Consider the following 25,641-nt stretch of genomic DNA (forward strand, 5'->3'; position numbering starts at 1 on the left):
ACTGGCAGCGCTGTGGTGGGCGAAAGGTCGCTATTATGCCTGCTTTGCCCGAGCGCATGAAAATGCCTGCCGGTCGGAAACTGCGGCGTTTCAGAGTTCGACCTCCTCAAGGTCGACCACACTCTCGCGAATGGCCTGATCTACAACTTCCCGGTTTTCGTCGATGGCGCTGCGTTTGATCACCAGTCTTCTGGCGCGGATGTCCAGTTGCGACATCGGTTGATGGACCTGCCAGAACAGGTAATTGGTACTCAATACCAACTTGAAAAAGCGGATATGGCTAATCACCACAACCAACTCGCCGCTGGCGTTCTGACTGACCGGAACAATGTGCGAGGTGAAGGTTTTGCCACTCAGGGCGGTAAACCTTTGCAGCAGCGCTACATCTTTTTCCAGCGCTGCCAGCCCTGCTTCAACCTGCTCTAACTGAACGCGCGCGAGCAACGGTGCGGTCAACCGCCGCCACGCCTCCCGCACACTTCCCGAAAACTCTTTCTGGACCAGCACCACCGGTTTCTCTTCCGGGTTCCAGCCACATGACCAGAGGCCCCCGGCAAAGTAATCGAACCATTCCGCAGGCTGAAGGCTGCTGTCACAACGGCTGTCGGCAGCGATCTGCGCGAGATAAATGCAGTTCCTCACAAATCTGTTGTCGGCCTCTGTACGACCTTGCAACCCGGTGAACAACATATTATTGACGGCAACTGCATTATTCCGACTTGAACCTGCACTGGACTTGATATCCATATCATCTCCTGCCAACTTGGCACTGATTAAATTTATAGTTTTATTGCGCCAGACTTATTTAAAAGAGCTGACCTGAACCAAACTAACAAAAACAACAGTTGAAAAAATCACTATTGCTAAACATCAAGTTTCCGCGCTGATCTCGACACACCGCGACAACAGACCCGCGTCAGATGCCGGCAGCCGCGTTATCATGCCGCCCTTGAAGATCTACCTGGATTAAGGAACGGCATGACACCCTGGCTGACGGTTGTGGGAATCGGTGAAGACGGCTTCAAGGGCCTGGGCAAAAATGCCCGGCGGGCCCTGATGGGCGCCTCGCGGATCATCGGCGGCCAGCGGCAACTGGACTTGCTGCCGGTGTGCATTCGCGGGGAACGCACTTTGTGGCCGAGCCCGTTTTCCCTCGCGCCGGTTTTGCAGCAACGTGGCGAAGCGGTGTGCGTGCTGGCCAGTGGTGATCCGATGTTCTACGGCGTCGGTGCCAGCCTTACGCGGCACGTGCCGAGTGCCGAGATGCTGATCCTGCCGGCGCCATCCTCCTGTTCACTGGCCGCCGCCCGCCTCGGCTGGCCGTTGCAGGATGCAGTGACACTGTCGCTGGTTGCGCGACCTTTGGCGGCACTCAATGCGCAGCTGTTCAGCGGGGTGCGCCTGTTGCTGCTGAGCAATGACCGGCAAAGTCCGGCGGCAGTCGCGGCGCTGCTGCGCGAGCGCGGTTTTGGCGGCAGCCGCCTGACGGTACTTGAGCACTTGGGCGGCGATGCCGAACGGCGCATCGAAAGTACTGCCAATGACTGGAATGACCCGGCGATTGCCGATCTGAATGTGATCGCCATCGAATGCCTGGCCGATGCGCAGTCACCACGCCTGTCACGCCTTGCCGGACTGCCCGACTCGGCATTCCAGCATGACGGGCAACTGACCAAACGCGATGTCCGCGCCATCACCCTCGCCCGCCTCGCGCCGGTCCCCGGCGAATTGCTGTGGGACGTCGGCGGTGGTTGCGGCTCGATCGGCATTGAATGGATGCGCGCGCACCCCAGCTGCCGCGCGATCGCCATCGAGGCGGACGAAGGCCGACAGGCCCTGATCGAGCACAACCGCGACGCGTTGGGCGTGCCCGGTCTGCACTTGGTGCGTGGCCGTGCGCCGCAAGCCCTCGCCGGACTCGAGCGACCCGACGCGATCTTCATCGGCGGCGGCGTGACCCGAGAAGGTGTGTTCGACACCTGTTGGGAACAACTCAAGCCCGGTGGCCGACTCGTCGCCAACGCCGTGACCCTGCAAAGCGAAGTCAGCCTGATGCACTGGCGCGAACGCCACGGCGGCGAACTGACGCGCATCCATGTCGCCCAGGCGCAACCGCTGGGCGAGTTCGACACCTGGCGTCAGGCGCTGCCGATTACCCTGCTGGATCTGGTCAAACCCCTCGATGCGTGACGAAACCGCCGAACAACCCGCGCCCCTGCGCAGCGGCCTGACCACCGGCAGCTGCGCCACCGCCACCAGCCTCGCCGCCGCCCGCCTGCTGCTTGACGGTACGTCGGCGGATGCGGTGCAGATCGTCCTGCCCAAGGGCAAACAGGTACAGATGCGCCTGGAGTTCTGCCGGCTGATTGAAGGCGGCGCCGAGGCCGGGACGATCAAGGACGCCGGCGACGACCCCGACGTGACCCACGGTGCGCTGCTCTATTCGCACGTGCGGCTGCTGGCCGCGCCGGGGATTCGCTTTATCGCCGGCGCAGGTGTCGGCACCGTGACCCGACCAGGGCTGGTGCTCGGCGTCGGTGAACCGGCGATCAATCCGGTGCCGCGCAAGATGATCAGCGATCACCTGACGCTGCTCGCCGCCGAAAGCGGTTATGGCGGCGGTTTCGAGGTCACGGTCAACGTCGAGGACGGTGAAGCGCTGGCACTGAAAACCATGAACCCGCGCCTGGGCATTCTTGGCGGGCTGTCGATCCTCGGCACCAGCGGCATCGTCCGGCCGTTTTCCTGCGCGGCGTACATCGCCTCGATCCATCAGGGCATCGACGTGGCGAAAACCAACGGCTATCTGCACATCGCCGCGTGCACCGGCAACGCCAGCGAAGACACCATGCGCCGGGTCTACGACCTGCCGGAAATCGCCTTGATCGAAATGGGCGATTTTGTCGGTGCGGTGCTCAAGCACCTGCGCAAAGTGCCTGTGGATAAACTCAGCCTGTGTGGCGGCTTCGGCAAGATCAGCAAACTGGCGGCCGGGCACATGGATCTGCACTCGCGGCATTCGAGTATCGACCTGCCGCAACTGGCCGAGTGGGCGGCGGCGATTGGCGCCGATCAGACGTTGCAGCAGGGTATTCGTGAAGCCAACACCAGTCAGCAGGCCCTGGCGATGGCCAGCGCGGCGGGCATTGCCCTCGGCGATGAGGTCTGCCGCCACGCGCTGAATTTCGCCCGCAGCGTGGTGCCGGCGCAGGTGCAGGTCGAGGTGTTTGCGATTGATCGCCAGGGCGGCATCGTCGGCCATGCCGGAGGTTTTGCATGAAACGCATTCTGTTGCTTGGCGGCGTCACCGAGGCGTTGGTCATCGCCCGTACGCTGGGGCCAGAACACATTTACAGCCTGGCCGGCGTGGGCCGGGTGCCGACCGACCTGACCTGCCAGGTGCGCGTCGGCGGCTACGGCGGCGCCGAAGGTCTGGCGCAATTCATTCGCGCTGAAGGCATCGACCTGCTGTTCGATGCGACCCACCCTTACGCCGCGCAAATCAGCCGCAACGCCGCCATCGCCGCACAACTCGCCGGCATCCCCTGCTGGGCCTTGCGCCGTTCCGCTTGGCAGCCGCAGCCGGGCGATGACTGGCGTGAAGTCAGCGACTGGGCCGAACTGATCGAAGCCCTCAAACCGTTCCATCGCCCGCTGTTCACCCTCGGCCGCGAACCGCTGCAACACCTCGAAGAAATCCCTGCCAACCAGTTCTGGACCCTGCGCGCCCTCGACGTCTACCCCGGCAACGAACGCTGCGAAATCATCGGCGCCCGTGGGCCGTTTCTGCTTGAGGAAGAACGCGCACTGTTCGAGCGCCGGCAGATCGATGTGCTGATCAGCAAGAATAGCGGCAGCACCGCGACCGAGCCGAAACTGGAAGTGGCGCGGGAGTTGCGCGTGCCGGTGATGGTGTTGAAGCGACCGGTGTTGCCGAGGGTTGATCGGGAGTTTCTGACGACGTCTGAAGTCCTCGCTGCCCTTGCCGCCGTCACCCGGCTTTAGCCAGGCGCAGATCTCGAATACGCCTTCGCGGGCACGCCCGCTCCCACAGTGGTCGGCGGCGACTGCATAGTCTGTGTATGCCAGAAACCCTGTGGGAGCGGGCTTGCTCGCGAAGGCGCCGGTACTGTAATCCTTTCTCCAGCGCCCTACAGCTAAACCGGACGCTACGTACAACCATTTAAAGAACCACTGACTATCTGCACTAAATGCCCGGTTTTATGCTCACCGCTTTTGAGCCCAAAAGTGAACATTGCGATGACCCGAAAAACTCACCCGTTTCGACGCCGCCGAATACCTCAAGACTCCCGAAGATATGGCGGCGTATCTGGACGCTTGCTTTGATGATGATGAAGGCGATGGCGTACTCATCCGTGCGGCTCTGAATGACATAGCCCGAGCTCAGGGCATGACGCAGGTGGCACGTGATGCCGGCCTGGGTCGTGAAAGTCTGTATAAAGCGCTGAGCAGCACTGGTAACCCCGAATTCGCAACTATCATGAAGGTCATGAAGGCTTTGGGTTTGAGATTGCATGCCGTCGCGGTTTGATTGATCTGCGACACCAAACCGCACGACGCCTTTTTACTTATCGGCCCTGATCAGGCTAAATAGCCCGCGCCTGATCGCCCACCCAACGGATCTGTCCCATGAACCGACACCGGCTCGCATTTGCCTGGATCGCCTGCTTCGCAGTGCTGTTCAACATGCTCGCCATGCCGATGACCGGGGCGATGGCGCAGGCGGCCAGTTCACCGGCCGAACAATTGCTGTGGAGCAGTTTCTGCACCGGCAGCGGGACGAAGATGGTGGCGATCAACATCGGCACCACGGAGCAGAAAGCCCCGTCCAACGACAGCCATTCCAACATGCAGCATTGCTGGTGCTGCTCGGGTTCAGCGCCGCTGGTGGCGTTGCCGGGCCATACGCCGCAGCTGTATTTCGCCCGCTACGAAAGCAATCGCAGCGTGGCGCCGCCCTCGTTGCAAACACCGACACCGCGCCAGCAATGGCCGAGCCTCAATCCCCGCGCCTCGCCTCTGGTCTGATCTGTCTCGCAATTGACCTGCGTTTCACATCGTTCTGGAGAACTGCCATGTTGAACAAACTCTTCGTCATCGCTGCGCTGTTGCTGCCGGCGTGCTTCGCCCATGCCCACGAATACAAGGCCGGCGAGCTGGAAATCGCTCATCCATGGTCGCAGGAGCTGCCGCCCAACGCGCCAACCGTCGCCGCTTATTTCGTGATCAGCAATCCCGGCAAGACCGACGACCGCCTGCTCGGCGTCGACTCGCCGATCACCACCCAAGCACAACTGCACGAGCACGTGATGCAGGGCGACCTGATGAAAATGCAGCAGGTGCCCGACGTGGTGATTCCTGCCGGCGGCAAGGTGACGTTCGCGCCGATGGCCTATCACGTGATGCTGCTCAACCCGAAAGACCGCAGCCTGCTTACCGACGGCAAACGCTTCCCGCTGACCCTGCATTTCGAGAAGGCCGGCAACGTCACCGTCGAAGTCGCGGTGCAGAAGAAACCACCGCAAGACACCAAGGCGCACGATCACGCCCAGTAACCGATCCGGCTGACCACCCCCGTGCGCCCGCAACGCGCCGGGGCGTCCAGCAAGCATCGCCAGAGCCAGACTCTGAGCCGCGGTAGCTGGATCGCCCTGTTCGCCATGTTGATGATCTTCATCGGCCCGCTGATTTCTCAGTCGATGCCGATGGATCAGCACGCCTCGGCGTCCATGGCGATGCCCATGGACATGGCGATGGACATGCCGGGCATGGATCACGCCGCGCACGGCGCACAACCGGCTGCCGAACACTGCCCGCCGCAATCCTCGCACCACGCCCTGTGGGAAAAATGCGGTTATTGCAGCTTGCTGTTCAACTGCCCCGCGCTGACCGGTGGCGGCACTTTTGCCACGTTCAGCATCGCCCACGTCAACACCTTCACCCCATCCTCCCCACGTCTGGGCCATGCCCGACAGACCTTCTTCCCCGGCGCCCGCACTCGCGCCCCGCCCATCACAGCGTAAACACCGCACCTTTGATTGCACACGGTTGAGAAGACAGCTTCAGGCTGCCGGCCGTGTCGTTTACGACTGTTTGATGGAAATTGTCATGTCCAGGTTTTCTGCTGTTCCACGCTCGGGTTCCGCCCGGACGTCCTTCGACTTGAACGAATCGCGCATTCGTTTCTCGCACGCCACCGCCGTCCTTTGCGGCGTCCTGCTGTCCCCGCTGGTGCTGGCCGATGACCACGCCGGGCACAACGAAGAACTCAGTCCGACGGTGATCACCGCGATCGCTCCAAGCTCGCCGCTGACTATCGTCACCAACCCCAAGGATCCGCGTCAGCCGGTGCCGGCCAGTGACGGCGGCGATTATCTGAAGACCATTCCCGGCTTCGCCCTGGTGCGCAATGGCGGCACCAACGGTGATCCGGTGCTGCGCGGGATGTTCGGTTCGCGGCTGAACATTCTCACCAACGGCAGCATGCTGCTCGGCGCCTGCCCGGGGCGGATGGATGCGCCGACCTCGTACATCTCGCCGGAAACGTACGACAAACTCACGGTGATCAAAGGCCCGCAAACCGTGCTCTGGGGGCCGGGGGCATCGGCCGGCACGGTGCTGTTCGACCGTGAACCGGAAAGCTTCGGCGAACTCGGCACGCGGGTGAATGCCAGCGTGCTGGCCGGTTCCAACGGACGCTTCGACAAAGTTGTCGACGCCGCTGCCGGCGGGCCATTGGGCTACGTGCGAGTGATCGGCAACACCGCGCACTCCGACGACTACCGCGACGGCAACAACGACAGCGTGCCGTCGCGCTACGACAAGTGGAACGGCGATATCGCGCTCGGCTGGACCCCGGACGCCGATACCCTGATCGAACTGACTGCCGGCAAGGGCGATGGCGAAGCGCGCTACGCCGGACGCGGCATGGACGGTTCGCAGTTCCTGCGCGAAAGCCTCGGTCTGCGCTTCGAAAAATCCAACATCACCGACGTGCTGGAGAAACTCGAAGCACAGGTCTACTACAACTACGCCGACCACGTGATGGACAACTACAGCCTGCGCACGCCATCCGGCACCGGGATGATAGCCGGGCCCATGGCCTCCAACGTCGACCGTCGCACCCTCGGCGCGCGGATCAAGGCCACCTGGCGCTGGGCCGACATCCAGCTGATCACCGGCCTCGATGCGCAGACCAACGAGCATCGTCAGCGCAGCGGCATGGGCATCGACACCTACAAGGATCAGCCGTACACCAAGGATGCCGATTTCCATAACTACGGCGTGTTCAGCGAAATGACCTGGTACGCCGCCGATCGTGATCGGCTGATTACCGGCATCCGGGTCGACCGCGCCTCGGCCAAGGATTACCGGCAGAGCATGGGCTCCGGAATGATGAGCCGGCCAAATCCGACCGCCGACGAGACCCGCGCCGACACCTTGCCGAGCGGCTTCGTGCGTTACGAGCATGACCTCGCTGACAGCCCGACCACGCTGTACGCCGGCCTCGGCCACGCGCAGCGCTTCCCGGATTACTGGGAGCTGTTTTCACCGAAGTCCGGCCCGGCCGGTTCGCTGAATGCGTTCGACTCGATCAAACCGGAAAAGACCACCCAGTTCGACTTCGGCGTGAACTACAAGACCGCCGAACTCGAAGCCTGGGCCTCGGGCTACATCGGTGTGGTGCGTGACTACATCCTGTTCGACTACACGCCAACGATGATGGGCATGAGCACTTCGCGCGCGGAAAACATCGACGCGCGGATCATGGGCGGCGAGCTCGGCGCCGCCTACAAACTCACCGACCACTGGAAGGCCGACGCGACCCTGGCCTACGCCTGGGGCAAGAACAGCAGCGACGGCAAGGCCCTGCCGCAAATGCCGCCGCTGGATGCGCGTTTCGGCCTGACCTACAGCGAAGACAACTGGAGCGCCGGGGCACTGTGGCGCGTGGTCGCGGCGCAAAACCGCATCGACCAGAACAAGGGCAACGTGGTCGGCAAGGACTACGACAAGAGCGGCGGCTTTGGCGTGTTCTCGCTCAACGGCGCCTACCGGATCAACAAAAACTGGAAGGTCAGCACCGGCGTCGACAACCTGTTCGGCAAGGCTTATGCCGAGCACTTGAACCTGGCCGGTAACGCCGGCTTCGGCTACCCGGCCAACGACCCGCAAGCGATCAATGAACCGGGGCGCACGCTCTGGACCAAGGTCGATATGAGTTTCTAACAAGAAAAAATCAAAAGATCGCAGGCTGCGCCATCTCCTGCAGAGGAGCGCGCGCCCCCTGTAGGAGCTGCCGAAGGCTGCGATCTTTTGATCTAAAAGAATGATTCGCCAAGCGGAGCAAACGTGATGCAAAAGCCCAAACCGAATTTCTACAACCTGGCCTGGCGCTGGCATTTCTATGCCGGCCTATTCGTCGCGCCCTTCATGGTGATGCTGGCCCTGACCGGCATCATCTACCTGTTCAAACCGCAACTCGATTCACTGATGTACAGCAGCCTGCTCAACGTCCCCGCCGGGCATCACACGGTGCCGGCCGATGACCTGCTGCAACGGGTCAAGAACGCTTATCCACAGGGTCAGATCACCCAATACCTGCCGCCGGCCAACGCCGAACGCAGCGCCCAGTTTGTCGTCAAGAATGAGGGCCATGAACTCAATGTGTTCATCGATCCGTACCACGGCGACATCCTTGGCGAGCAGGATGCGAAGAAAAATCTGCAAGCCGTCGCGCGCGCCATTCACGGCGAGTTGATGATCGGCACGCTCGGTGACCGCCTGATCGAACTCGCCGCCGGTTGGGGCGTCGTGCTGGTGGTGTCGGGGGTTTTCCTGTGGTGGCCGCGGGGTCAGGCCGCCGGAATTCTGTGGCCACGGCTGAACAGCCGCGGTCGGGTGTTGTGGCGTGATCTGCACGCGGTTACCGGGTTCTGGGGCGCCGCGCTGTTGCTGGTGATGCTGCTCAGCGGCATGACCTGGACCGGTTTCTGGGGCAAGCAATATGCCCAGGTGTGGAACGTGTTCCCGGCTGCGATGTGGAACAACGTACCGACTTCCGACGTCGAGGCCGGCAGCCTCAACAACGCCGCGCGCCAGACCGTGCCGTGGGCAATGGAAAACACGCCGATGCCGATGTCCGGTGACCATGCCGAGCACATGGCCCACGGCGGCATGCAACACGGCCCCGCTGCTCCCGCGATCAGCCTGCAAGACGTGCAGAACATCGCAATTGAGCGCAAGGTCGAGCCCGGCTACAGCATCACTCTGCCGACCACCGCGACCGGCGTGTTCACCATCGCCGTGTTCGCCGACGACCCGCGTAACGATGCGACCCTGCATGTCGATCAGTACACCGGCAAGGTCCTCGCCGATGTGCGTTTCGAGCAGTACGGCGCAGTGGCGCGGGCCACGGAGATCGGCGTGATGCTGCATGAAGGCAAGATGTTCGGCACCTTCAACCAGATCGTCGTGCTGCTGATCTGCCTGATGATTCTGCTCAGCGCCGTCAGCGGCGTGGTGATCTGGTGGAAGCGGCGTCCGCAGGGCAAGTTCGGCGTGCCGCCGCTGCGCCATGACCTGCCGAAATGGAAAACCGGTGTGGCGATCATGCTCGCGCTGGCCGTGATCTTTCCGCTGGTGGGCGCTTCGCTGGTACTGGTCTGGCTGCTGGATCGCCTGCTGTTGTCGCGTCTGGGCCGCCAAGCTGAATCTGCCTCAACTTCATCGTGAAGCAGGCGAGATGCGCGTTTCAGACAGATCTTTAAACTGCCGGGGCTTAAACTTCGGCATTTTTTAGTGTTACTGTATAACGCAAATATGCCGCTCTGCCCGCAGCCAAACGTTGCGGGCTTTCTTTTGAAGAAGTGATTCACCGCCCCGATGAACAAGTACCTCTTGTCCAGCCTCTGCCTGTTCGCCCTGAACAACGCCAACGCTGACGGCCAGCCGCTGACGCTGCCCACCGGCACCATCTCCGCGCCTGCGGTTGACGAAGAAAGTGTCAGCCTGACCACACCGACCACCGCTGGTTCGCGCCTGAACCTGACGGCGATGGAAACCCCGGCCAGCGTCGAAAGCCTCAGCGGCGAGCAGGTGCGTGCCCGGGGTGATCGCAGCGTGCAGGACGCCGTGTCGCGCAGCACCGGTATCAGCCGCACTGGCACCCCGGGCGATGGCGGCACCTCGTTGCAGGCACGCGGTTTTACCGGGCAGAGTTCGGTGATGCAGTTGTATGACGGCAATCGGATGTACACCGGCATGGGCACCGTGACCTTTCCGGTCGACACCTGGTCGGTGCAGCGCGTCGACGTACTGCGCGGTCCGGCTTCGGTGCTGTACGGCGAAGGCGCGACCGGTGCGGTGGTCAATGTGATTCCGAAGAAGCCGTTCGAGGGTGAAATCGAAAACCACCTGCGCCTTGGCTACGGCTCCTACGACAGCCAGCAGCAGGCGTTCGACAGCGGCGGTTCGCTGAGCGACACCCTGAGCTATCGCCTCAATCTCAATCGCCTGCGCAGCAACGGCTGGATCGATCGCGGTGATTCATCAAGCGATTTCATCAGCGCTGCGCTGCGCTGGCAGGCCACCGACGACCTGGCCTTCACCCTCGCCCATGACTACGGCGATCAGCGCCCGCAAAACTACTTCGGCACGCCACTGATCAACGGCCGATTGCGCGACAGCCTGCGCAACAAGAACTACAACGTGCACGACGACCAGCAGCACTACAACGATCAATGGACGCGCCTGAGCACTGACTGGCAGATCAACGATGCGGTCAGCGCCAGCAACGAGCTGTACTACCTCAAGGCCCAGCGCCGCTGGCAGAACGCCGAGAACTACAACTTCGACACCACCACGCAACAACTCAGTCGCAGCGGCTACTTCGGCATCGGCCACCAGCAAGAGCAGATCGGTGACCGCCAGACCTTCACCTTCAAGCACTCGCTGTTCGGCCTCGACAGCCAGACCGTGACCGGCATCGATTACAACCGCATCCGCTTCCAGCTCAACAGCAACTCGCCATTCAACGATGTGCTGCCGGACGGTCAGGCGCTGGATCTGTATCACCCGCAGCCGGGCTATTTTGAAAGCGCCAACCCGTACCGCGACCAGTTCGACAGCACCACGAAACAGATGTCGGTGTTCGCCGAAAACCGCACGCAACTGAGCGAGCGCTGGTCGCTGGTGACCGGTGTGCGCCGTGATTACGTGCACATTGACCGCAACAACCTGATCAACGACAGCCAGAGCGACAAGACTCTGACCGGCAACAACTGGAAGGCCGGACTGGTGTTTGCCCTGACGCCCGAGACTTCGTTCTACGCTCAGGTCGCGACCAGCACCGACGGCATCGGCGGCCTGATATCCCTGAGTCCGAGCCAGCAGCAATACGACCTGTCGACTGCACGCCAGACCGAGGTCGGCATGAAGCAGTTGTTCTGGGATCAGCGCGGCGAGTTCACCCTGGCAGCCTATCGCATCGTCAAGAAGAAGCTGTTGACCGACGATCCGGGCAACCCGACGCTCAAGCAGCAAGTCGGCCAGCAATCGTCCAACGGCCTGGAAGCCAGCCTCGATCTGCAACTGCCGCACGCCTGGCAACTGCAAGCCAACGCGGCGATTGTGAAGGCCAGGTACGATGATTTCTCCGAAGTGGTCAACGGGCAAACCCTGTCGTATAACGGCAATCGCCCGGTGGATGTACCGCGGCGAACCGCCAATCTGTGGCTGAACAAAAAACTCAGCGATGATCTGAAGGCCGGTGCCGGCGTGCGTTATGTCGATGCGCGTTACGCCGACATGGCCAACCGCAACGAGCTGCCGAGTTACACCGTGGTCGATGCGACGCTGTCGTGGCAAGCCCTGCGCAACACCACGCTCGGCCTGCAACTGAACAATCTGTTTGACCGCCAGTACGCACAAAGCCAATACAATGCGGGCCAGCAGTGGATTCTCGGCGAGCCGAGATCGTTCTTCGTCACGGCCGATTACACCTTCTAACCCAATCCCTGCAGGAGCTGCCGCAGGCTGCGATCTTTTGACCTTGATCTTTCAAAGCAACAGCAAAAGATCGCAGCCTTCGGCAGTTCCTACAGGGCAAGCACCGCTTCATGAGAATTTGATGACCTCGCTAAACCTCGCCAACCTCGCCTGGACACCTCTGGGCCACGGCCACTGCCATCACCAGTTCCAGCTGCGTGACGCCTCGTTGCAGGTGGCCGCCGGTGAGTTTGTCGGGCTGATCGGTCCCAACGGCAGCGGCAAGACCAGCCTGCTGCGTTGCGCCTATCGCTTCAGTCAGCCGGAAAGCGGTGAGGTCAGACTCGATCATCACAACGTGTGGAAGCAATCCTCGCGCTGGTGCGCGAAACGCATCGCCGTGGTCCTGCAGGAATTCCCCGACGCCTTTGGCCTGACCGTCGAAGAAGTGGTCGCCATGGGCCGCACGCCGCACAAAGGCTTGTTCGATGGCGACACGCTGGAAGATCGCAACCTGGCGACGCAAGCGCTCAAATCCGTCGGCCTCGAAGGCTTCGAAGACCATGCGTTCGCCACCCTGTCCGGCGGTGAAAAACAACGGGTGATCCTTGCTCGCGCCCTGACTCAGCAACCGCAACTGTTGATCCTCGACGAACCGACCAACCACCTCGACCCGCGTTATCAGCTCGAACTGCTGCAACTGGTCAAACGTCTGCAGATCGGCACCCTCGCCAGCATTCACGACCTGAACCTGGCCGCCGCGTTCTGTGACCGACTGTACGTGATCAATCACGGACGCATCGTCGCCAGCGGCACGCCGCAAGAAGTGCTCACCACTGAGCTGCTGCACGACGTGTTCGGCGTCGAGGCGTTGATCGATTCCCACCCCCTCCACGGCTACCCGCGAATCACCTGGATAACCCGATCATGACTGTGCGTTCCCTGCTTTGCGTCGCTCTTCTGTTGTGCAGTGCCCAGGCCCTGGCCGAGGCCACGAAATACCCGCTGACCATCCACAGCTGCAACCGTGAAGTGACCTTCAACGAGGCACCGAAGCACGCGGTCAGCCACGACATCAACATGACCCAGATGATGCTCGCCCTCGGCCTCAAACCACGCATGGCCGGTTACAGCGGCGTCAGCGGCTGGAAATCGGTAACGCCCGAGATGCAGTCGCTGCTCGACGGTTTGCCGGAACTGGCCGCGAAATATCCGTCGGTGGAAACCCTGCTCAACGCCAACGTCGATTTGTTCTTCGCCGGCTGGGATTACGGCATGCGCGTCGGCGGCGACCTCACGCCGCAGACCCTGCAACCGCTGGGCATCAACGTGTATGAGCTGACCGAGTCCTGCGCCTTCGTGATGAAGCGCCCGGCGGCGACGCTGGACGACACCTACAACGACCTGCGCAACCTCGGGAAGATTTTCGATGTACAGGATCGCGCCAACGCGCTGATCGCCGACATGCAGAATCAGGTCGCCGAGATCCGCAAAGACCTGCCCGCCGACAAGCCGCGAGTGTTTCTCTACGACAGCGGTGAAGACCGCGCCATGACTTCCGGGCGACTCGGCATGCCGCAAGCGCTGATCGATGCGGCGGGCGGACGCAACATTCTCGACGACGTCGACGCGAGCTGGACCCGGGTCAACTGGGAGACCGTGGTCGAGCGCAATCCGCAGGTGATCGTGATCGTCGACTACAGCGAAATCACTGCCGAGCAGAAGATCGAATTTCTGCTGAAGAACCCGGCATTGCAAGCGGTCGACGCGATCAAGAACCAGCGTTTCATCGTCATCCCCTACGTGCAGGCCACGCCGGGGATCGATAACGTGCTGGCGGTGGAAACCCTGGCCAAAGGATTCCACGGCGAATGATCGACCGTCGCTACGCCCTGTTGCTGACCGCCCTCGGTGCCCTGTTGCTGGTGTCGTGCGTGGTGTCGCTCGGCTTTGGCCCGGCGCAGGTGCCGGTGGACGTGGTGTGGCGGATTCTGTTGCACAAAGCCTTCGGTCTCGGCGAGGTGAACTGGAGCGCCGGGCAGGAACACATCGTCTGGCTGATCCGTGTGCCGCGCATGTTGCTCGGCGCGTTGGTCGGTGCCGGGTTGGCGTTGATTGGCGCGGTGCTGCAAGCGGTGACGCGTAACCCACTGGCCGATCCACACCTGCTCGGCGTCACCTCCGGCGCGACACTCGGCGCAGTGATCGTGGTGCTGCACATCGGTGAAATCGTCGGCCTGCTGACCCTGCCGATTGCCGCGTTCATCGGTGCATTGCTGAGCATGTTTCTGGTACTGGGCATTGCCAACCGTCAGGGTCGGCTCGACAGCGATCGCCTGCTGTTGTGCGGCGTGGCGGTGTCGTTCGTGATGATGGCGATCGCCAATCTGCTGCTGTTCATGGGCGACCATCGCGCCAGTTCGGCGGTGATGTTCTGGATGCTCGGCGGCCTTGGCCTCGCGCGTTGGGAGTTGCTGACGGTGCCGGCGCTGAGCGTGTTGCTCGGCCTCGGTCTGCTGTTGGGCATGGCCCGGCCATTGAACGCACTGATGGCCGGCGAACAGACCGCCGTCACCCTCGGTCTGAATGCCCGCGCGGTTCGCCTGCGGGTGTTTGTGATCGCGTCTTTGATGACCGGGGTGCTGGTGTCGATCAGCGGCTCGATCGGTTTTGTCGGGCTGATGGTGCCGCACATTGCCCGGCGTCTGGTGGGTGCCGAACACCGCCGATTACTGCCCGCCTGTGTGCTGCTCGGCAGCCTGTTTCTGGTGTGGGTCGATGTTGCCGCGCGAACCCTGATCGCGCCGGAAGACTTGCCCATCGGCGTTGCCACCGCGGCCATCGGCGGCCTGTTCTTCATTGGCCTGATGCGCCGCCGCTAATCCAACACAATCCCCCTGTAGGAGCTGCCGCAGGCTGCGATCTTCTGATCTTGCTTTTGACTTTAAAAAACAAAGTCAAAAGATCGCGGCCTGCGGCAGCTCCTACAGGATCAGAGTGCGCCCTAATCTGGCGCACACGAATGCACCGTCACACGCGACTCGTCCCTTCATGGTGCATCCCGCCGACGCGCGACCGCTCTAAACCGACATTTTCCTGCCCGATCCCGACCGGGCACAGCCCTTGCAAAACACACCTTCAGTCGTCCGCATCTGCCAACCATAAAAAACTTTAACGTTCATGGAGATCGCACAATGAAGCGTCGCAGTTTGATCAAGGCTTTCACTCTCACGGCAAGCATTGCCGCGATGGGCATGACCTGGACTGTCCAGGCTGCCGAGACCATCAAGGTCGGGATTCTGCACTCGTTGTCCGGGACCATGGCGATCTCCGAAACGTCGCTCAAAGACATGGCGCTGATGACCATCGACGAGATCAACGCCAAGGGTGGGGTGAACGGCAAGATGCTCGAACCGGTGGTGGTCGACCCGGCGTCGAACTGGCCGCTGTTTGCCGAAAAGGGCCGGCAGTTGCTGACTCAGGACAAGGTCGCCGTGGTGTTCGGTTGCTGGACCTCGGTGTCACGTAAATCGGTGCTGCCGGTGTTCGAAGAACTCAACGGCCTGCTGTTCTACCCGGTGCAATACGAAGGTGAAGAGATGTCGCCGAACGTGTTCTACACCGGCGCCGCGCCGAACCAGCAAGCGATCCCCGCCGTTGAATACCTGATGAGCGAAGAAGGCGGCAGCGCCAAGCGCTTCTTCCTGCTCGGCACCGACTACGTCTACCCGCGTACCACCAACAAGATCCTGCGCTCGTTCCTGCATTCCAAAGGCGTGGCCGACAAGGACATCGAAGAGGTCTACACGCCGTTCGGTCACAGCGACTATCAAACCATCGTCGCCAACATCAAGAAATTCTCTGCCGGCGGCAAGACTGCAGTGATCTCCACGGTCAACGGCGACTCCAACGTGCCGTTCTACAAAGAGCTGGCCAACCAGGGCCTGAAGGCTACCGACGTGCCGGTGGTGGCGTTCTCGGTGGGTGAAGAAGAGCTGCGCGGCATCGACACCAAACCGCTGGTGGGCAACCTCGCGGCGTGGAACTACTTCGAGTCCGTGGAGAACCCGGTGAACAAGAAGTTCGTCGCTGACTGGAAGGCCTACGCGAAGAAACACAACCTGCCGGGCGCCGACAAAGCGGTGACCAACGACCCGATGGAAGCCACTTACGTCGGCATCCACATGTGGGCGCAAGCAGTGGAAAAAGCCAAGTCCACCGACGTCGACAAAGTTCGCGAAGCGCTGGCCGGCCAGACTTTCGCCGCGCCGTCCGGTTATACGCTGACCATGGACAAGACCAATCACCACCTGCACAAACCGGTGATGATCGGCGAGATCCAGAGCGACGGTCAGTTCAACGTGGTCTGGCAGACCGAAGGCCCGATCCGCGCCCAGCCTTGGAGTCCGTTTATCGATGGCAACGACAAGAAGCCGGATTATGCGGTGAAGAGTAACTGAGCATTGGACGTCGGGCTGGCCAGGATTATCGGCCCGACACAATCCCCCTGTAGGAGTGAGCCTTTGTGGCGAGGGGATTCATCCCCGATGGGTTGCGAAGCGACCCCAAATACAGGAGTCGCGGTGTACCAGATTGATCGCGTCGACTGATTCGCGACTGCTTCGCAGCCGATCGGGGATGAATCCCCTCGCCACAAAGACTGTGCCCATCATTAGTCCGCGCAAGGCGACTCTTTATGCCGACTACCCTTTACCGCTTATTTCTGGTCATCGCCCTGCTGTTGCCGATGACTGCCTTTGCCGGCGACGCCGAAGACTTCGTCGCCGCCAATCCCGTGCAGCAAGCCAAACTGCTGGAAGCCTGGGCCGCGCAGCCCGAGCCGGCGCGTGTCGAGCTGATCAACGCCCTGCAACAAGGCGAATTGATCATCGACGGCCAGCCAAAAACCCTGCGCCTGAACAATCGCCTGCGGGGTCTGATCGACACCGCGCTGGCCAGCCACCAATTGCTCGCCGCCGACGCCAAAACTCGTCTGACTGCCGCGCAGCAATTGCAGAAAAGCGCGAAACCCGCGCAGCTGAAATTCCTCGACCAGCAGCTGGCTGGCGAAAAAGACGAGAACGTCCACGCCGCCCTGAGCCTCGCCCTGGCCAACCTGCAACTGGTGGACAGCGACCCGGCTGTGCGTCTGGCCGCGGTGCGCCTGCTGGGTGAAACCGGCGATCCGCTGGCCCGCACCCGCCTCGAAGGACTGCTCGAACCCGGCGTCGAAAGCGATGCCGGGGTGCGCACTGCCGCTGAAACCAGCCTGGCTCAGGTCAAGCGCAAACTGCTGATCGGCGAAGTACTCGGTCAAGCCTTCAGCGGTATGTCGCTCGGCTCGATTCTGTTGCTCGCGGCCCTCGGTCTGGCGATCACCTTCGGCCTGCTCGGGGTGATCAACATGGCCCACGGCGAGATGCTGATGCTCGGCGCCTACTCGACCTACGTGGTGCAGCTGATGTTCCAGCGCTACGCTCCGCAAGCCATCGAGTTCTACCCGCTGATCGCGCTGCCGGTGGCGTTCTTCGTTACGGCGGCGATCGGCATGGCGCTGGAACGCACGGTGATTCGTCATCTCTACGGCCGACCGCTGGAAACCCTGCTCGCCACCTGGGGCATCAGCCTGATGCTGATCCAGTTGGTGCGTTTGCTCTTCGGTGCGCAGAACGTCGAGGTGGCGAACCCGGAGTGGCTGTCCGGCGGCATTCAGGTGCTGCCAAATCTCGTGCTGCCGTACAACCGCATCGTGATCATCGCCTTCGCCTTGTTCGTGGTGGTGCTGACCTGGCTGCTGCTGAACAAAACCCGCCTCGGCCTCAACGTTCGCGCCGTCACTCAAAACCGCAATATGGCGGCTTGCTGTGGCGTGCCGACCGGTCGCGTCGACATGCTCGCCTTCGGCCTCGGCTCGGGCATTGCCGGCCTAGGCGGTGTGGCGCTGAGCCAGATCGGCAACGTCGGCCCGGACCTCGGCCAGAGCTACATCATCGACTCGTTCCTGGTGGTGGTGCTCGGCGGCGTCGGCCAGTTGGCCGGTAGCGTGCTCGCGGCCTTCGGCCTCGGCATTGCCAACAAGATTCTCGAACCGCAGATCGGTGCGGTACTGGGCAAGATCCTGATCCTCGCGCTGATCATTCTGTTTATCCAGAAACGTCCGCAAGGCCTCTTCGCACTGAAAGGACGGGTGATCGACTGATGAACCAGCCTCTACTTGTCACAGCCACACAAAAGGCCGGGCCGAAAGTCACCCTCGCCATCGGCGCGGTGATCCTCGCGCTGCTGATCGTCCTGCCGCTGCTCTCGCTGTTGGCACCGGACAGCGCGCTGCATGTTTCGGCCTACACCCTGACGCTGGTCGGCAAAATCCTCTGCTACGCCATCGTCGCTCTGGCGCTGGATCTGGTCTGGGGCTACGCCGGGCTGCTGTCGCTGGGTCATGGCCTGTTCTTCGCCCTCGGCGGTTATGCGATGGGCATGTACCTGATGCGTCAGGCCGCCGGTGATGGTTTGCCGGCGTTCATGACCTTTCTGTCGTGGACCGAACTGCCGTGGTACTGGAGCGGCACCAGCAGCTTTATCTGGTCGATGTGCCTGGTGGTGCTGGCGCCGGGGCTGCTGGCGCTGGTGTTCGGATTCTTTGCCTTCCGGTCGCGGATCAAGGGCGTGTATTTCTCGATCATGACCCAGGCCCTGACCTTCGCCGGGATGCTCCTGTTTTTCCGCAACGAGACCGGCTTCGGCGGTAACAACGGCTTCACCAATTTCCGCACGATTCTCGGTTTCGGCATCACTGAACCGGGCACTCGCGCGGTACTGTTTCTGGCCACCGTGTTGTTGCTGGTGGCGAGTCTGTTCATCGGCTGGCGTCTGGCACAAAGCAAGTTCGGCCGGGTGCTGACCGCGCTGCGCGATGCGGAAAACCGCCTGATGTTCTGCGGCTACGATCCGCGCGGCTTCAAGCTGTTCGTCTGGGTCCTGAGCGCGGTGCTGTGCGGTCTGGCCGGGGCCTTGTATGTGCCGCAGGTGGGGATCATCAACCCCAGCGAAATGTCGCCGACCAACTCGATCGAAGCGGCGGTGTGGGTCGCCCTCGGCGGTCGCGGTACGCTGATCGGGCCGTTGCTCGGTGCCGGTGTGGTCAACGGCATGAAGAGCTGGTTCACCGTGGCCTTCCCCGAATACTGGCTGTTCTTCCTCGGCGCGCTGTTCATCGTCGTGACGTTGTATTTGCCCAAAGGTGTGATCGGCCTGCTGAAGAAACGAGGTGAACAATGAGAGTCACTGCGAGTGCTGAATTCATGCTCGAACCGGCGTTTTTCCCCGTGGAACCGAACAAGGACGAGGGCACCAGCCGTGACTCGCTCGGCCTCGGCCAACGCGTCGGCCCGGGTCTCGATACCCGCCACGGCACGATCCTGACCCTGGAAGACATCAGCGTCAGCTTCGACGGCTTCCGCGCGCTGAACAATCTCAACCTGTACATCGGTGTTGGCGAATTGCGTTGCATCATCGGCCCCAACGGCGCGGGCAAGACCACGCTGATGGACGTGATCACCGGCAAGACCCGCCCCAGTCACGGCAAGGCGTGGTTCGGCGAAACCCTCGACCTGACGCAGATGAGCGAAGTGCAGATCGCCCAGGCCGGGATCGGCCGCAAGTTTCAGAAACCGACGGTGTTCGAAGCGCTGAGCGTGTTCGAGAATCTGGAGCTGGCGCAGAAGACCGACAAGTCGGTGTGGGCCAGTTTGCGCGCACGCCTGAGCGGCGAGCAGCGCGATCGCATCAGCGAAGTGCTGGAGACCATTCGCCTGACGACGTCGGTCAATCGCCCGGCAGGCTTGTTGTCCCATGGCCAAAAGCAGTTTCTGGAGATCGGCATGTTGCTGATGCAGGACCCGCAACTGCTGCTGCTCGACGAACCCGTGGCGGGCATGACCGATGCCGAAACCGAGTTCACCGCCGAGCTTTTCAAGTCGCTGGCCGGCAAGCATTCGCTGATGGTGGTGGAGCACGACATGGGCTTCGTCGGCTCGATTGCCGACCACGTGACCGTGCTGCATCAGGGCAGCGTGCTGGCGGAAGGATCGCTGGAGCAGGTGCAGGAAAACGAGCGGGTGATCGAGGTCTACCTCGGCCGCTGATGATCCATCCCCTGTAGGAGCTGCCGCAGGCTGCGATCTTTTGATCTTGATCTTAAAAAACAACATCAAAAGATCGCAGCCTGCGGCAGCTCCTACACAGGGATTTGAGGAGATTTAGAGAATGTTGCAAGTCGACAAACTGCACCAGTACTACGGCGGTAGCCACATCCTCCGTGGCCTCTCATTCGACGTGAAAGTCGGCGAAGTCACCTGCCTGCTCGGGCGCAACGGCGTGGGCAAGACCACCCTGCTCAAATGCCTGATGGGCCTGTTGCCGGCCAAGGAAGGCGTGGTGAACTGGGAAGGCCAAGCGATCACCACGCTCAAGCCGCACCAACGGGTTCATGCCGGGATCGCTTACGTGCCACAGGGCCGGGAAATCTTCGGCAGACTTACCGTGGAAGAAAATCTGCTGATGGGCCTGTCACGGTTTCCCGGCAGCGAAGCGAAAGAAGTACCAGGTTTCATCTACGAATTGTTCCCGGTGCTGCTACAAATGAAGCAGCGTCGCGGTGGCGACCTCTCCGGCGGTCAGCAACAGCAGCTCGCTATCGGGCGCGCATTGGCCAGTCGTCCACGCTTGCTGATCCTCGACGAGCCCACCGAAGGCATCCAGCCCTCGGTGATCAAGGAGATCGGCGCGGTGATCAAAAAGCTCGCGGCGCGGGGCGACATGGCGATTTTGCTGGTGGAGCAGTTCTACGATTTCGCTGCGGAGCTGGCCGATCAATACCTGGTGATGTCCCGGGGCGAGATCGTGCAGCAGGGTCGCGGCGAAAATATGGAAGCCGAGGGTGTACGAGGTCTGGTAACAATTTAATCTGTAGCTTCCTAACGATAATTACACACCATGAATCTAGCGCTTCCCACTGCCCTGTTTACCCCGAGCTGGCACGCCGAGCTGGAGCTGGCCTACGCGCGCTTCGGCGACTGCACGCGCCCGGTACAGCGCCGGCACCTCGGCCCGCTGCGCGTGCAAAAGCACCTGTATGCCGAAGGCCCCGAGGTCTGCCAGCACATCATCGTCCACCCACCGGGCGGGATCGCCGGCGGTGACCGACTGAACATCAGCGCCCGCGTCGAACAGGACGCCTGGGCACAGATCACCAGCCCTGGCGCCGCCAAGTGGTATCGAGCGGCGGGGCCGGCGTATCAGCAACTCGATCTGAAAGTCGCTGCCGGCGCGACGCTGGAATGGCTGCCGCAGGAAACCATCGTCTACAGCGCCGCCCAGGCCGAACTCACCACCTCGATCGAGCTTGAGGGCGATGCGCGGCTGTTCTACTGGGACGTGGTGGCGCTGGGTCGCCCGGCCAGTGGCGAGCGCTTCGACCTCGGACACTTTCAAGCGCATCTGGACATCCACCGCGACGGGCGATTGCTCTGGCACGAGCGTCAGAGGATTACTGGCGGTGACGGGTTGCTGGATTCGCCGATCGGTCTGGATGGCAATCCGGTGTTTGCGACGCTGCTGGTGACCGGTGAAATCGATGCCGAGCTGCTGGAGCGGTGTCGCTCGCTGGGGCATGCCGTGCGCGGCGATCTGAGCCAACTGCCGGGGCTTTTGGTCGCCCGTTGCCTGGCGAGCGAGGCACTGCTGGCGCGCGCCTGGCTGATCGACCTGTGGCGCCTGCTGCGCCCGGCCCTGCTCGGCCGCGAGGCCCAGCCCCCCAGAATCTGGAACACCTGAAATGCAACCCCCTTTAAACCCCTGTAGGAGCTGCCGCAGGCTGCGATCTTTTGATCCTCAAGAGCAACATCAAAAGATCGCAGCCTGCGGCAGCTCCTACAGGGTGTACGACTTAACTTTCTTCTGCCGAGATTAGAAAAACAAATGGACCTGACCCCACGCGAAAAAGACAAGCTGCTGATCTTCACCGCCGGCCTCGTCGCCGAGCGCCGACTGGCCCGAGGCGTGAAGCTCAACTACCCGGAAGCCATGGCCTACATCTCCGCCGCCCTGCTCGAAGGCGCCCGTGACGGCCAGACCGTGGCCGAGCTGATGCACTTCGGCACCACGCTGCTGAGCCGCGAGCAGGTGATGGAAGGCATCCCGGAAATGATCCCGGAGATCCAGGTCGAGGCAACGTTCCCCGACGGCACCAAACTGGTCACCGTCCACCAGCCGATTGTCTGAGGCCGCGCCATGACCTACACCATTCGCGATGCCCTGCACGCCGATCTGCCGGCGATCCGCGACATCTACAACGACGCGGTGCTCAACACCACGGCGATCTGGAACGAATCGGCGGTCGACCTCGGCAACCGCCAGGCGTGGTTCAGCGCCCGTCAGGCCCAGGCCTACCCGATTCTGGTGATCGTCGACGCCGACAACGTTGTGCTCGGCTACGCTTCCTTTGGCGACTGGCGGCCGTTCGACGGTTTCCGCCATACCGTCGAGCACTCGGTCTACGTGCGTAGCGACCAGCGCGGCAATGGGCTTGGCCCGCAATTGATGAGCGTGTTGATCGAGCGGGCCAAGGCCTGCGACAAGCATGTGATGGTCGCCGCCATCGAAAGTGGCAACGCCGCCTCCATTCGTCTGCATGAACGCGCCGGTTTCAGCATCACCGGACAAATGCCGCAAGTCGGCACCAAGTTCGGTCGCTGGCTCGATCTGACCTTCATGCAACTGACCCTCAATCCTGGCGCCCAGCCGCCGGTCGCCAACAAGGAGTGACACGCGATGAACCCCGCCCAACTGCGACGCGTCAATGCGGAAAGTTTTGCGCACTATCGTCAGGGTCTGATTGATCTGCTGCTCGACGCCGTGGGTTATGGCGCCAGCGTCGGCTTCATGGCCGACCTCGATGCCGCGCAGGCCCGCGCCTATTTCGATGAAGTGCAGCAACAAGTGAACAAGGGCAGCGTGTTGCTCTGGGTGGTGGTCAAGGATGAAGAGGTGCAGGCCAGCGTGCAGTTGGGTCTGTGCCAGAAGGCCAACGGCCTCAATCGTGCCGAGGTGCAAAAACTGTTGGTGCGCGAACAGGCGCGGCGTCGTGGCCTCGGCCAGCAATTGATGAATGCGCTGGAGCTCGAAGCGGCCAAGCACAAGCGCGGCATGCTCTACCTCGACACCGAGGCCGGCTCGCCCGCCGAAGATTTCTACAAGGCCCTGGGTTACACCCGTGCCGGCGAAATTCCCGACTACGCCTGCGACCCGCACGGTACCTATCGTCCGACCGCCCTCTACTACAAGATTCTGCAAGGAGCCCGGCCATGATTCCCGGCCAGTACCAGATCCAGCCCGGCGACATCGAACTGAATGTCGGCCGCCGCACCCTCAGCCTGAAAGTCGCCAACAGCGGCGACCGGCCGATCCAGGTCGGTTCGCACTATCACTTTTTCGAAACCAACGACGCGCTGACCTTTGATCGCGCCGCCAGCCGTGGCATGCGCCTGAACATCCCGGCCGGCACCGCCGTGCGCTTCGAGCCGGGGCAGAGCCGCGAGGTCGAGCTGGTGGAGTACGCCGGGCATCGGCGGGTGTTCGGTTTTGCCGGACGGATCATGGGGGATCTCGACTGACATGCACACAATCCTGTGGCGAGGGAGCTTGCTCCCGCTCGAGTGCGTAGCACTCGCCAACCCGGGGAACGCGGTATGAGTGAAAGAAATCATTGGCAGGTTTTGGGGCTGCTGCGCAGCCCAGCGGGAGCAAGCTCCCTCGCCACAATAAATTTGTGCAAGGAATTGAAATGAAGATTTCCCGGCAAGCCTACGCCGACATGTTCGGCCCCACCGTCGGCGACAAGGTGCGCCTGGCGGACACCGAGTTGTGGATCGAGGTCGAAAAAGACTTCACCACCTTCGGCGAAGAGGTGAAATTCGGTGGCGGCAAAGTGATCCGCGACGGCCAGGGGCAGAGCCAGTTGCTCGCCGCCGAAGTGGTCGACACGCTGATCACCAACGCGTTGATCATCGACCACTGGGGCATCGTCAAGGCCGACGTCGGCCTCAAGGACGGGCGTATCGCCGCGATTGGCAAGGCCGGTAACCCGGACGTACAGCCCAACGTGACCATCGCCATCGGCGCCAGCACCGAAGTGATCGCCGGTGAAGGCATGATCCTCACCGCCGGCGGCATCGACACGCACATCCACTTCATCTGCCCGCAGCAGATCGAAGAAGCGCTGATGAGCGGCGTCACCACCATGATCGGCGGCGGCACCGGGCCTGCCACCGGCACCAACGCCACCACCTGCACCTCCGGCCCGTGGCACCTGGCGCGCATGCTCCAGGCCGCCGACGCGTTCCCGATGAACATCGGCCTCACCGGCAAGGGCAACGCCAGCCTGCCGGAGCCGCTGATCGAGCAGGTCAAGGCCGGCGCCATCGGCCTCAAGCTGCACGAAGATTGGGGCACCACCCCGGCGAGCATCGACAACTGCCTGAGCGTCGCCGACCAGTACGACGTGCAGGTAGCAATCCACACCGACACCCTCAACGAATCGGGTTTCGTCGAAACCACCCTCGGTGCGTTCAAGGGCCGCACTATCCACACCTATCACACCGAAGGTGCCGGCGGCGGCCACGCGCCGGACATCATCAAGGCCTGCGGTTTCCCGAATGTGCTGCCGAGCTCGACCAACCCGACCCGGCCATTCACCCGCAACACCATCGACGAACACCTCGACATGTTGATGGTCTGCCACCACCTCGACCCGAGCATCGCCGAGGACGTGGCGTTCGCCGAAAGCCGCATCCGCCGCGAAACCATCGCCGCCGAAGACATCCTCCACGACCTCGGCGCGTTCTCGATGATCAGCTCCGACAGCCAGGCCATGGGCCGCGTCGGCGAAGTCATCACGCGCACCTGGCAGACCGCCGACAAGATGAAAAAACAGCGCGGCCCGCTGCCCCAGGACGGCGAAGGCAACGACAACTTCCGCGCCAAGCGCTACATCGCCAAATACACGATCAACCCGGCGATCACTCACGGCATCAGCCATGAAGTGGGTTCGATCGAAGTCGGCAAATGGGCCGACCTGGTGCTCTGGCGTCCGGCGTTCTTCGGCGTCAAACCGACGCTGATCCTCAAGGGCGGTGCAATCGCCGCCAGCCTGATGGGCGACGCCAACGCGTCGATTCCAACCCCGCAACCGGTGCACTACCGCCCGATGTTCGCCAGCTACGGCGGCTCGCTGCACGCCACCAGCCTGACCTTCATCAGTCAGGCCGCGCAGGAGGCCGGGCTGCCTGAAGCGTTGGGATTGAAGAAGAAAATCGGCGTGGTCAAAGGTTGCCGCGACGTACAGAAAACCGACCTGATCCACAACGATTACCTGCCGAACATCGACGTCGACCCGCAGACCTATCAGGTCAAGGCCGACGGCGTGCTGCTCTGGTGTGAACCGGCTGAAACCCTGCCGATGGCGCAGCGCTACTTCCTGTTCTGACGCACGGCAAAAGGCCCCGGGATCGTGTCTTGCGCACGATCCCGGGGCCTTTTTCGTGGTGCTGGAAAAGCACTGTGCAAACGGTCGTG

General features: G+C 62.1%; 24 protein-coding genes and 1 pseudogene. 24 read left to right on the forward strand and 1 reads right to left on the reverse strand.

Annotated features, from left to right (window positions below; genetic code table 11):
- Positions 1-90: 90 nt before the first annotated feature.
- Positions 91-747, reverse strand: coding sequence for a hypothetical protein (locus BW33_RS19255; RefSeq protein ID WP_047600564.1), 657 nt, complete (start codon positions 745-747; stop codon positions 91-93).
- A 231-nt stretch (positions 748-978) separates the two neighbouring features.
- Between BW33_RS19255 and BW33_RS19260 the strand changes: the two genes are divergently transcribed.
- From BW33_RS19260 to ureC, 24 genes and pseudogenes are all read left to right on the forward strand, one after another.
- Positions 979-2,190: a bifunctional cobalt-precorrin-7 (C(5))-methyltransferase/cobalt-precorrin-6B (C(15))-methyltransferase gene (locus BW33_RS19260; protein ID WP_047600571.1), complete on the forward strand. Its 1,212-nt coding sequence runs from the start codon at positions 979-981 to the stop codon at positions 2,188-2,190.
- Positions 2,183-3,280: a cobalt-precorrin-5B (C(1))-methyltransferase gene (locus BW33_RS19265; RefSeq protein ID WP_047600572.1), complete on the forward strand. Its 1,098-nt coding sequence runs from the start codon at positions 2,183-2,185 to the stop codon at positions 3,278-3,280. Before BW33_RS19260 ends, BW33_RS19265 begins: the two co-directional genes overlap by 8 nt.
- Positions 3,277-4,005, forward strand: a complete 729-nt coding sequence (locus BW33_RS19270) for a cobalt-precorrin-6A reductase (RefSeq protein ID WP_047600575.1) — start codon at positions 3,277-3,279, stop codon at positions 4,003-4,005. Before BW33_RS19265 ends, BW33_RS19270 begins: the two co-directional genes overlap by 4 nt.
- A 262-nt stretch (positions 4,006-4,267) precedes the next feature.
- Positions 4,268-4,552, forward strand: a pseudogene (locus tag BW33_RS19275) (addiction module antidote protein); the annotation flags it as partial.
- Between the two features lie 98 nt (positions 4,553-4,650).
- Positions 4,651-5,049 (forward strand): DUF2946 domain-containing protein, encoded by a 399-nt coding sequence (locus BW33_RS19280; RefSeq protein WP_047600578.1) that lies wholly within the window; start codon positions 4,651-4,653, stop codon positions 5,047-5,049.
- A 47-nt stretch (positions 5,050-5,096) separates the two neighbouring features.
- On the forward strand, positions 5,097-5,576 hold the full coding sequence (locus BW33_RS19285) for a copper chaperone PCu(A)C (protein WP_047600580.1): 480 nt from the start codon (positions 5,097-5,099) through the stop codon (positions 5,574-5,576).
- A gap of 21 nt (positions 5,577-5,597) precedes the next feature.
- Positions 5,598-6,044, forward strand: coding sequence for a DUF2946 domain-containing protein (locus BW33_RS19290; RefSeq protein ID WP_047600583.1), 447 nt, complete (start codon positions 5,598-5,600; stop codon positions 6,042-6,044).
- Positions 6,045-6,129: 85 nt separating this feature from the next.
- Positions 6,130-8,250: a TonB-dependent copper receptor gene (locus tag BW33_RS19295; RefSeq protein ID WP_047600586.1), complete on the forward strand. Its 2,121-nt coding sequence runs from the start codon at positions 6,130-6,132 to the stop codon at positions 8,248-8,250.
- 126 nt (positions 8,251-8,376) lie between these two features.
- Positions 8,377-9,756 (forward strand): PepSY-associated TM helix domain-containing protein, encoded by a 1,380-nt coding sequence (locus tag BW33_RS19300; RefSeq protein ID WP_047600589.1) that lies wholly within the window; start codon positions 8,377-8,379, stop codon positions 9,754-9,756.
- 150 nt (positions 9,757-9,906) lie between these two features.
- On the forward strand, positions 9,907-12,030 hold the full coding sequence (locus BW33_RS19305; protein WP_047600591.1) for a TonB-dependent receptor: 2,124 nt from the start codon (positions 9,907-9,909) through the stop codon (positions 12,028-12,030).
- A 121-nt stretch (positions 12,031-12,151) separates the two neighbouring features.
- Positions 12,152-12,940, forward strand: coding sequence for an ABC transporter ATP-binding protein (locus BW33_RS19310; protein WP_047600594.1), 789 nt, complete (start codon positions 12,152-12,154; stop codon positions 12,938-12,940).
- Positions 12,937-13,884 carry an ABC transporter substrate-binding protein gene (locus tag BW33_RS19315; RefSeq protein ID WP_047600596.1) on the forward strand — a complete coding sequence of 316 codons (948 nt, stop codon included), beginning with the start codon at positions 12,937-12,939 and terminating at the stop codon, positions 13,882-13,884. Before BW33_RS19310 ends, BW33_RS19315 begins: the two co-directional genes overlap by 4 nt.
- Complete coding sequence (locus BW33_RS19320; RefSeq protein WP_047600599.1) at positions 13,881-14,891, forward strand: FecCD family ABC transporter permease; 1,011 nt, start codon at positions 13,881-13,883, stop codon at positions 14,889-14,891. Before BW33_RS19315 ends, BW33_RS19320 begins: the two co-directional genes overlap by 4 nt.
- A gap of 312 nt (positions 14,892-15,203) precedes the next feature.
- Positions 15,204-16,469 (forward strand): urea ABC transporter substrate-binding protein, encoded by a 1,266-nt coding sequence (gene urtA, locus BW33_RS19325; protein ID WP_047600601.1) that lies wholly within the window; start codon positions 15,204-15,206, stop codon positions 16,467-16,469.
- A 236-nt stretch (positions 16,470-16,705) separates the two neighbouring features.
- Positions 16,706-18,208: an urea ABC transporter permease subunit UrtB gene (gene urtB / locus BW33_RS19330; RefSeq protein ID WP_047600603.1), complete on the forward strand. Its 1,503-nt coding sequence runs from the start codon at positions 16,706-16,708 to the stop codon at positions 18,206-18,208.
- Positions 18,208-19,287, forward strand: coding sequence for an urea ABC transporter permease subunit UrtC (gene urtC / locus BW33_RS19335; protein WP_047600605.1), 1,080 nt, complete (start codon positions 18,208-18,210; stop codon positions 19,285-19,287). Before urtB ends, urtC begins: the two co-directional genes overlap by 1 nt.
- Positions 19,284-20,153 (forward strand): urea ABC transporter ATP-binding protein UrtD, encoded by an 870-nt coding sequence (gene urtD, locus BW33_RS19340; protein WP_047600607.1) that lies wholly within the window; start codon positions 19,284-19,286, stop codon positions 20,151-20,153. The genes urtC and urtD overlap by 4 nt, the downstream gene beginning before the upstream one ends.
- A gap of 121 nt (positions 20,154-20,274) precedes the next feature.
- Positions 20,275-20,973: an urea ABC transporter ATP-binding subunit UrtE gene (gene urtE / locus BW33_RS19345; RefSeq protein ID WP_047600609.1), complete on the forward strand. Its 699-nt coding sequence runs from the start codon at positions 20,275-20,277 to the stop codon at positions 20,971-20,973.
- A gap of 30 nt (positions 20,974-21,003) precedes the next feature.
- Positions 21,004-21,843, forward strand: coding sequence for an urease accessory protein UreD (locus tag BW33_RS19350; protein ID WP_047600611.1), 840 nt, complete (start codon positions 21,004-21,006; stop codon positions 21,841-21,843).
- 144 nt (positions 21,844-21,987) lie between these two features.
- Positions 21,988-22,290 (forward strand): urease subunit gamma, encoded by a 303-nt coding sequence (gene ureA / locus BW33_RS19355; RefSeq protein ID WP_007915951.1) that lies wholly within the window; start codon positions 21,988-21,990, stop codon positions 22,288-22,290.
- A 9-nt stretch (positions 22,291-22,299) separates the two neighbouring features.
- The gene (locus BW33_RS19360) at positions 22,300-22,833 is read left to right on the forward strand and encodes a GNAT family N-acetyltransferase (protein ID WP_047600616.1); all 534 of its coding nucleotides are present in this window, start codon (positions 22,300-22,302) and stop codon (positions 22,831-22,833) included.
- Between the two features lie 6 nt (positions 22,834-22,839).
- Positions 22,840-23,376 carry a GNAT family N-acetyltransferase gene (locus BW33_RS19365; protein WP_027613558.1) on the forward strand — a complete coding sequence of 179 codons (537 nt, stop codon included), beginning with the start codon at positions 22,840-22,842 and terminating at the stop codon, positions 23,374-23,376.
- The gene (locus BW33_RS19370; RefSeq protein ID WP_047600618.1) at positions 23,373-23,681 is read left to right on the forward strand and encodes an urease subunit beta; all 309 of its coding nucleotides are present in this window, start codon (positions 23,373-23,375) and stop codon (positions 23,679-23,681) included. The genes BW33_RS19365 and BW33_RS19370 overlap by 4 nt, the downstream gene beginning before the upstream one ends.
- A 170-nt stretch (positions 23,682-23,851) precedes the next feature.
- A complete protein-coding gene (gene ureC, locus BW33_RS19375; protein ID WP_047600621.1) occupies positions 23,852-25,552 on the forward strand; it encodes an urease subunit alpha in 1,701 nt (566 codons plus the stop codon).
- Positions 25,553-25,641: the final 89 nt, after the last annotated feature.

Origin of the sequence: Pseudomonas sp. RIT288, assembly GCF_000631985.1 — a bacterium.
In the GTDB taxonomy this organism is placed as follows: Bacteria; Pseudomonadota; Gammaproteobacteria; order Pseudomonadales; family Pseudomonadaceae; genus Aquipseudomonas.

Excerpts from the sequence above, each read along its gene's own strand:
- urtC (WP_047600605.1), top strand. The coding sequence starts at position 18,208 with ATGAACCAGCCTCTACTTGTCACAGCCACACAAAAGGCCGGGCCGAAA.
- urtE (WP_047600609.1), top strand. The coding sequence starts at position 20,275 with ATGTTGCAAGTCGACAAACTGCACCAGTACTACGGCGGTAGCCACATC.
- BW33_RS19370 (WP_047600618.1), top strand. The coding sequence starts at position 23,373 with ATGATTCCCGGCCAGTACCAGATCCAGCCCGGCGACATCGAACTGAAT.
- urtA (WP_047600601.1), top strand. The coding sequence starts at position 15,204 with ATGAAGCGTCGCAGTTTGATCAAGGCTTTCACTCTCACGGCAAGCATT.
- BW33_RS19270 (WP_047600575.1), top strand. The coding sequence starts at position 3,277 with ATGAAACGCATTCTGTTGCTTGGCGGCGTCACCGAGGCGTTGGTCATC.
- BW33_RS19365 (WP_027613558.1), top strand. The coding sequence starts at position 22,840 with ATGAACCCCGCCCAACTGCGACGCGTCAATGCGGAAAGTTTTGCGCAC.
- BW33_RS19310 (WP_047600594.1), top strand. The coding sequence starts at position 12,152 with ATGACCTCGCTAAACCTCGCCAACCTCGCCTGGACACCTCTGGGCCAC.
- BW33_RS19320 (WP_047600599.1), top strand. The coding sequence starts at position 13,881 with ATGATCGACCGTCGCTACGCCCTGTTGCTGACCGCCCTCGGTGCCCTG.
- BW33_RS19305 (WP_047600591.1), top strand. The coding sequence starts at position 9,907 with ATGAACAAGTACCTCTTGTCCAGCCTCTGCCTGTTCGCCCTGAACAAC.
- BW33_RS19315 (WP_047600596.1), top strand. The coding sequence starts at position 12,937 with ATGACTGTGCGTTCCCTGCTTTGCGTCGCTCTTCTGTTGTGCAGTGCC.
- BW33_RS19260 (WP_047600571.1), top strand. The coding sequence starts at position 979 with ATGACACCCTGGCTGACGGTTGTGGGAATCGGTGAAGACGGCTTCAAG.
- BW33_RS19295 (WP_047600586.1), top strand. The coding sequence starts at position 6,130 with ATGTCCAGGTTTTCTGCTGTTCCACGCTCGGGTTCCGCCCGGACGTCC.
- BW33_RS19360 (WP_047600616.1), top strand. The coding sequence starts at position 22,300 with ATGACCTACACCATTCGCGATGCCCTGCACGCCGATCTGCCGGCGATC.
- urtD (WP_047600607.1), top strand. The coding sequence starts at position 19,284 with ATGAGAGTCACTGCGAGTGCTGAATTCATGCTCGAACCGGCGTTTTTC.
- BW33_RS19280 (WP_047600578.1), top strand. The coding sequence starts at position 4,651 with ATGAACCGACACCGGCTCGCATTTGCCTGGATCGCCTGCTTCGCAGTG.
- BW33_RS19255 (WP_047600564.1), bottom strand. The coding sequence starts at position 747 with ATGGATATCAAGTCCAGTGCAGGTTCAAGTCGGAATAATGCAGTTGCC.
- BW33_RS19265 (WP_047600572.1), top strand. The coding sequence starts at position 2,183 with ATGCGTGACGAAACCGCCGAACAACCCGCGCCCCTGCGCAGCGGCCTG.
- BW33_RS19300 (WP_047600589.1), top strand. The coding sequence starts at position 8,377 with ATGCAAAAGCCCAAACCGAATTTCTACAACCTGGCCTGGCGCTGGCAT.
- urtB (WP_047600603.1), top strand. The coding sequence starts at position 16,706 with ATGCCGACTACCCTTTACCGCTTATTTCTGGTCATCGCCCTGCTGTTG.
- BW33_RS19285 (WP_047600580.1), top strand. The coding sequence starts at position 5,097 with ATGTTGAACAAACTCTTCGTCATCGCTGCGCTGTTGCTGCCGGCGTGC.
- ureC (WP_047600621.1), top strand. The coding sequence starts at position 23,852 with ATGAAGATTTCCCGGCAAGCCTACGCCGACATGTTCGGCCCCACCGTC.
- ureA (WP_007915951.1), top strand. The coding sequence starts at position 21,988 with ATGGACCTGACCCCACGCGAAAAAGACAAGCTGCTGATCTTCACCGCC.
- BW33_RS19350 (WP_047600611.1), top strand. The coding sequence starts at position 21,004 with ATGAATCTAGCGCTTCCCACTGCCCTGTTTACCCCGAGCTGGCACGCC.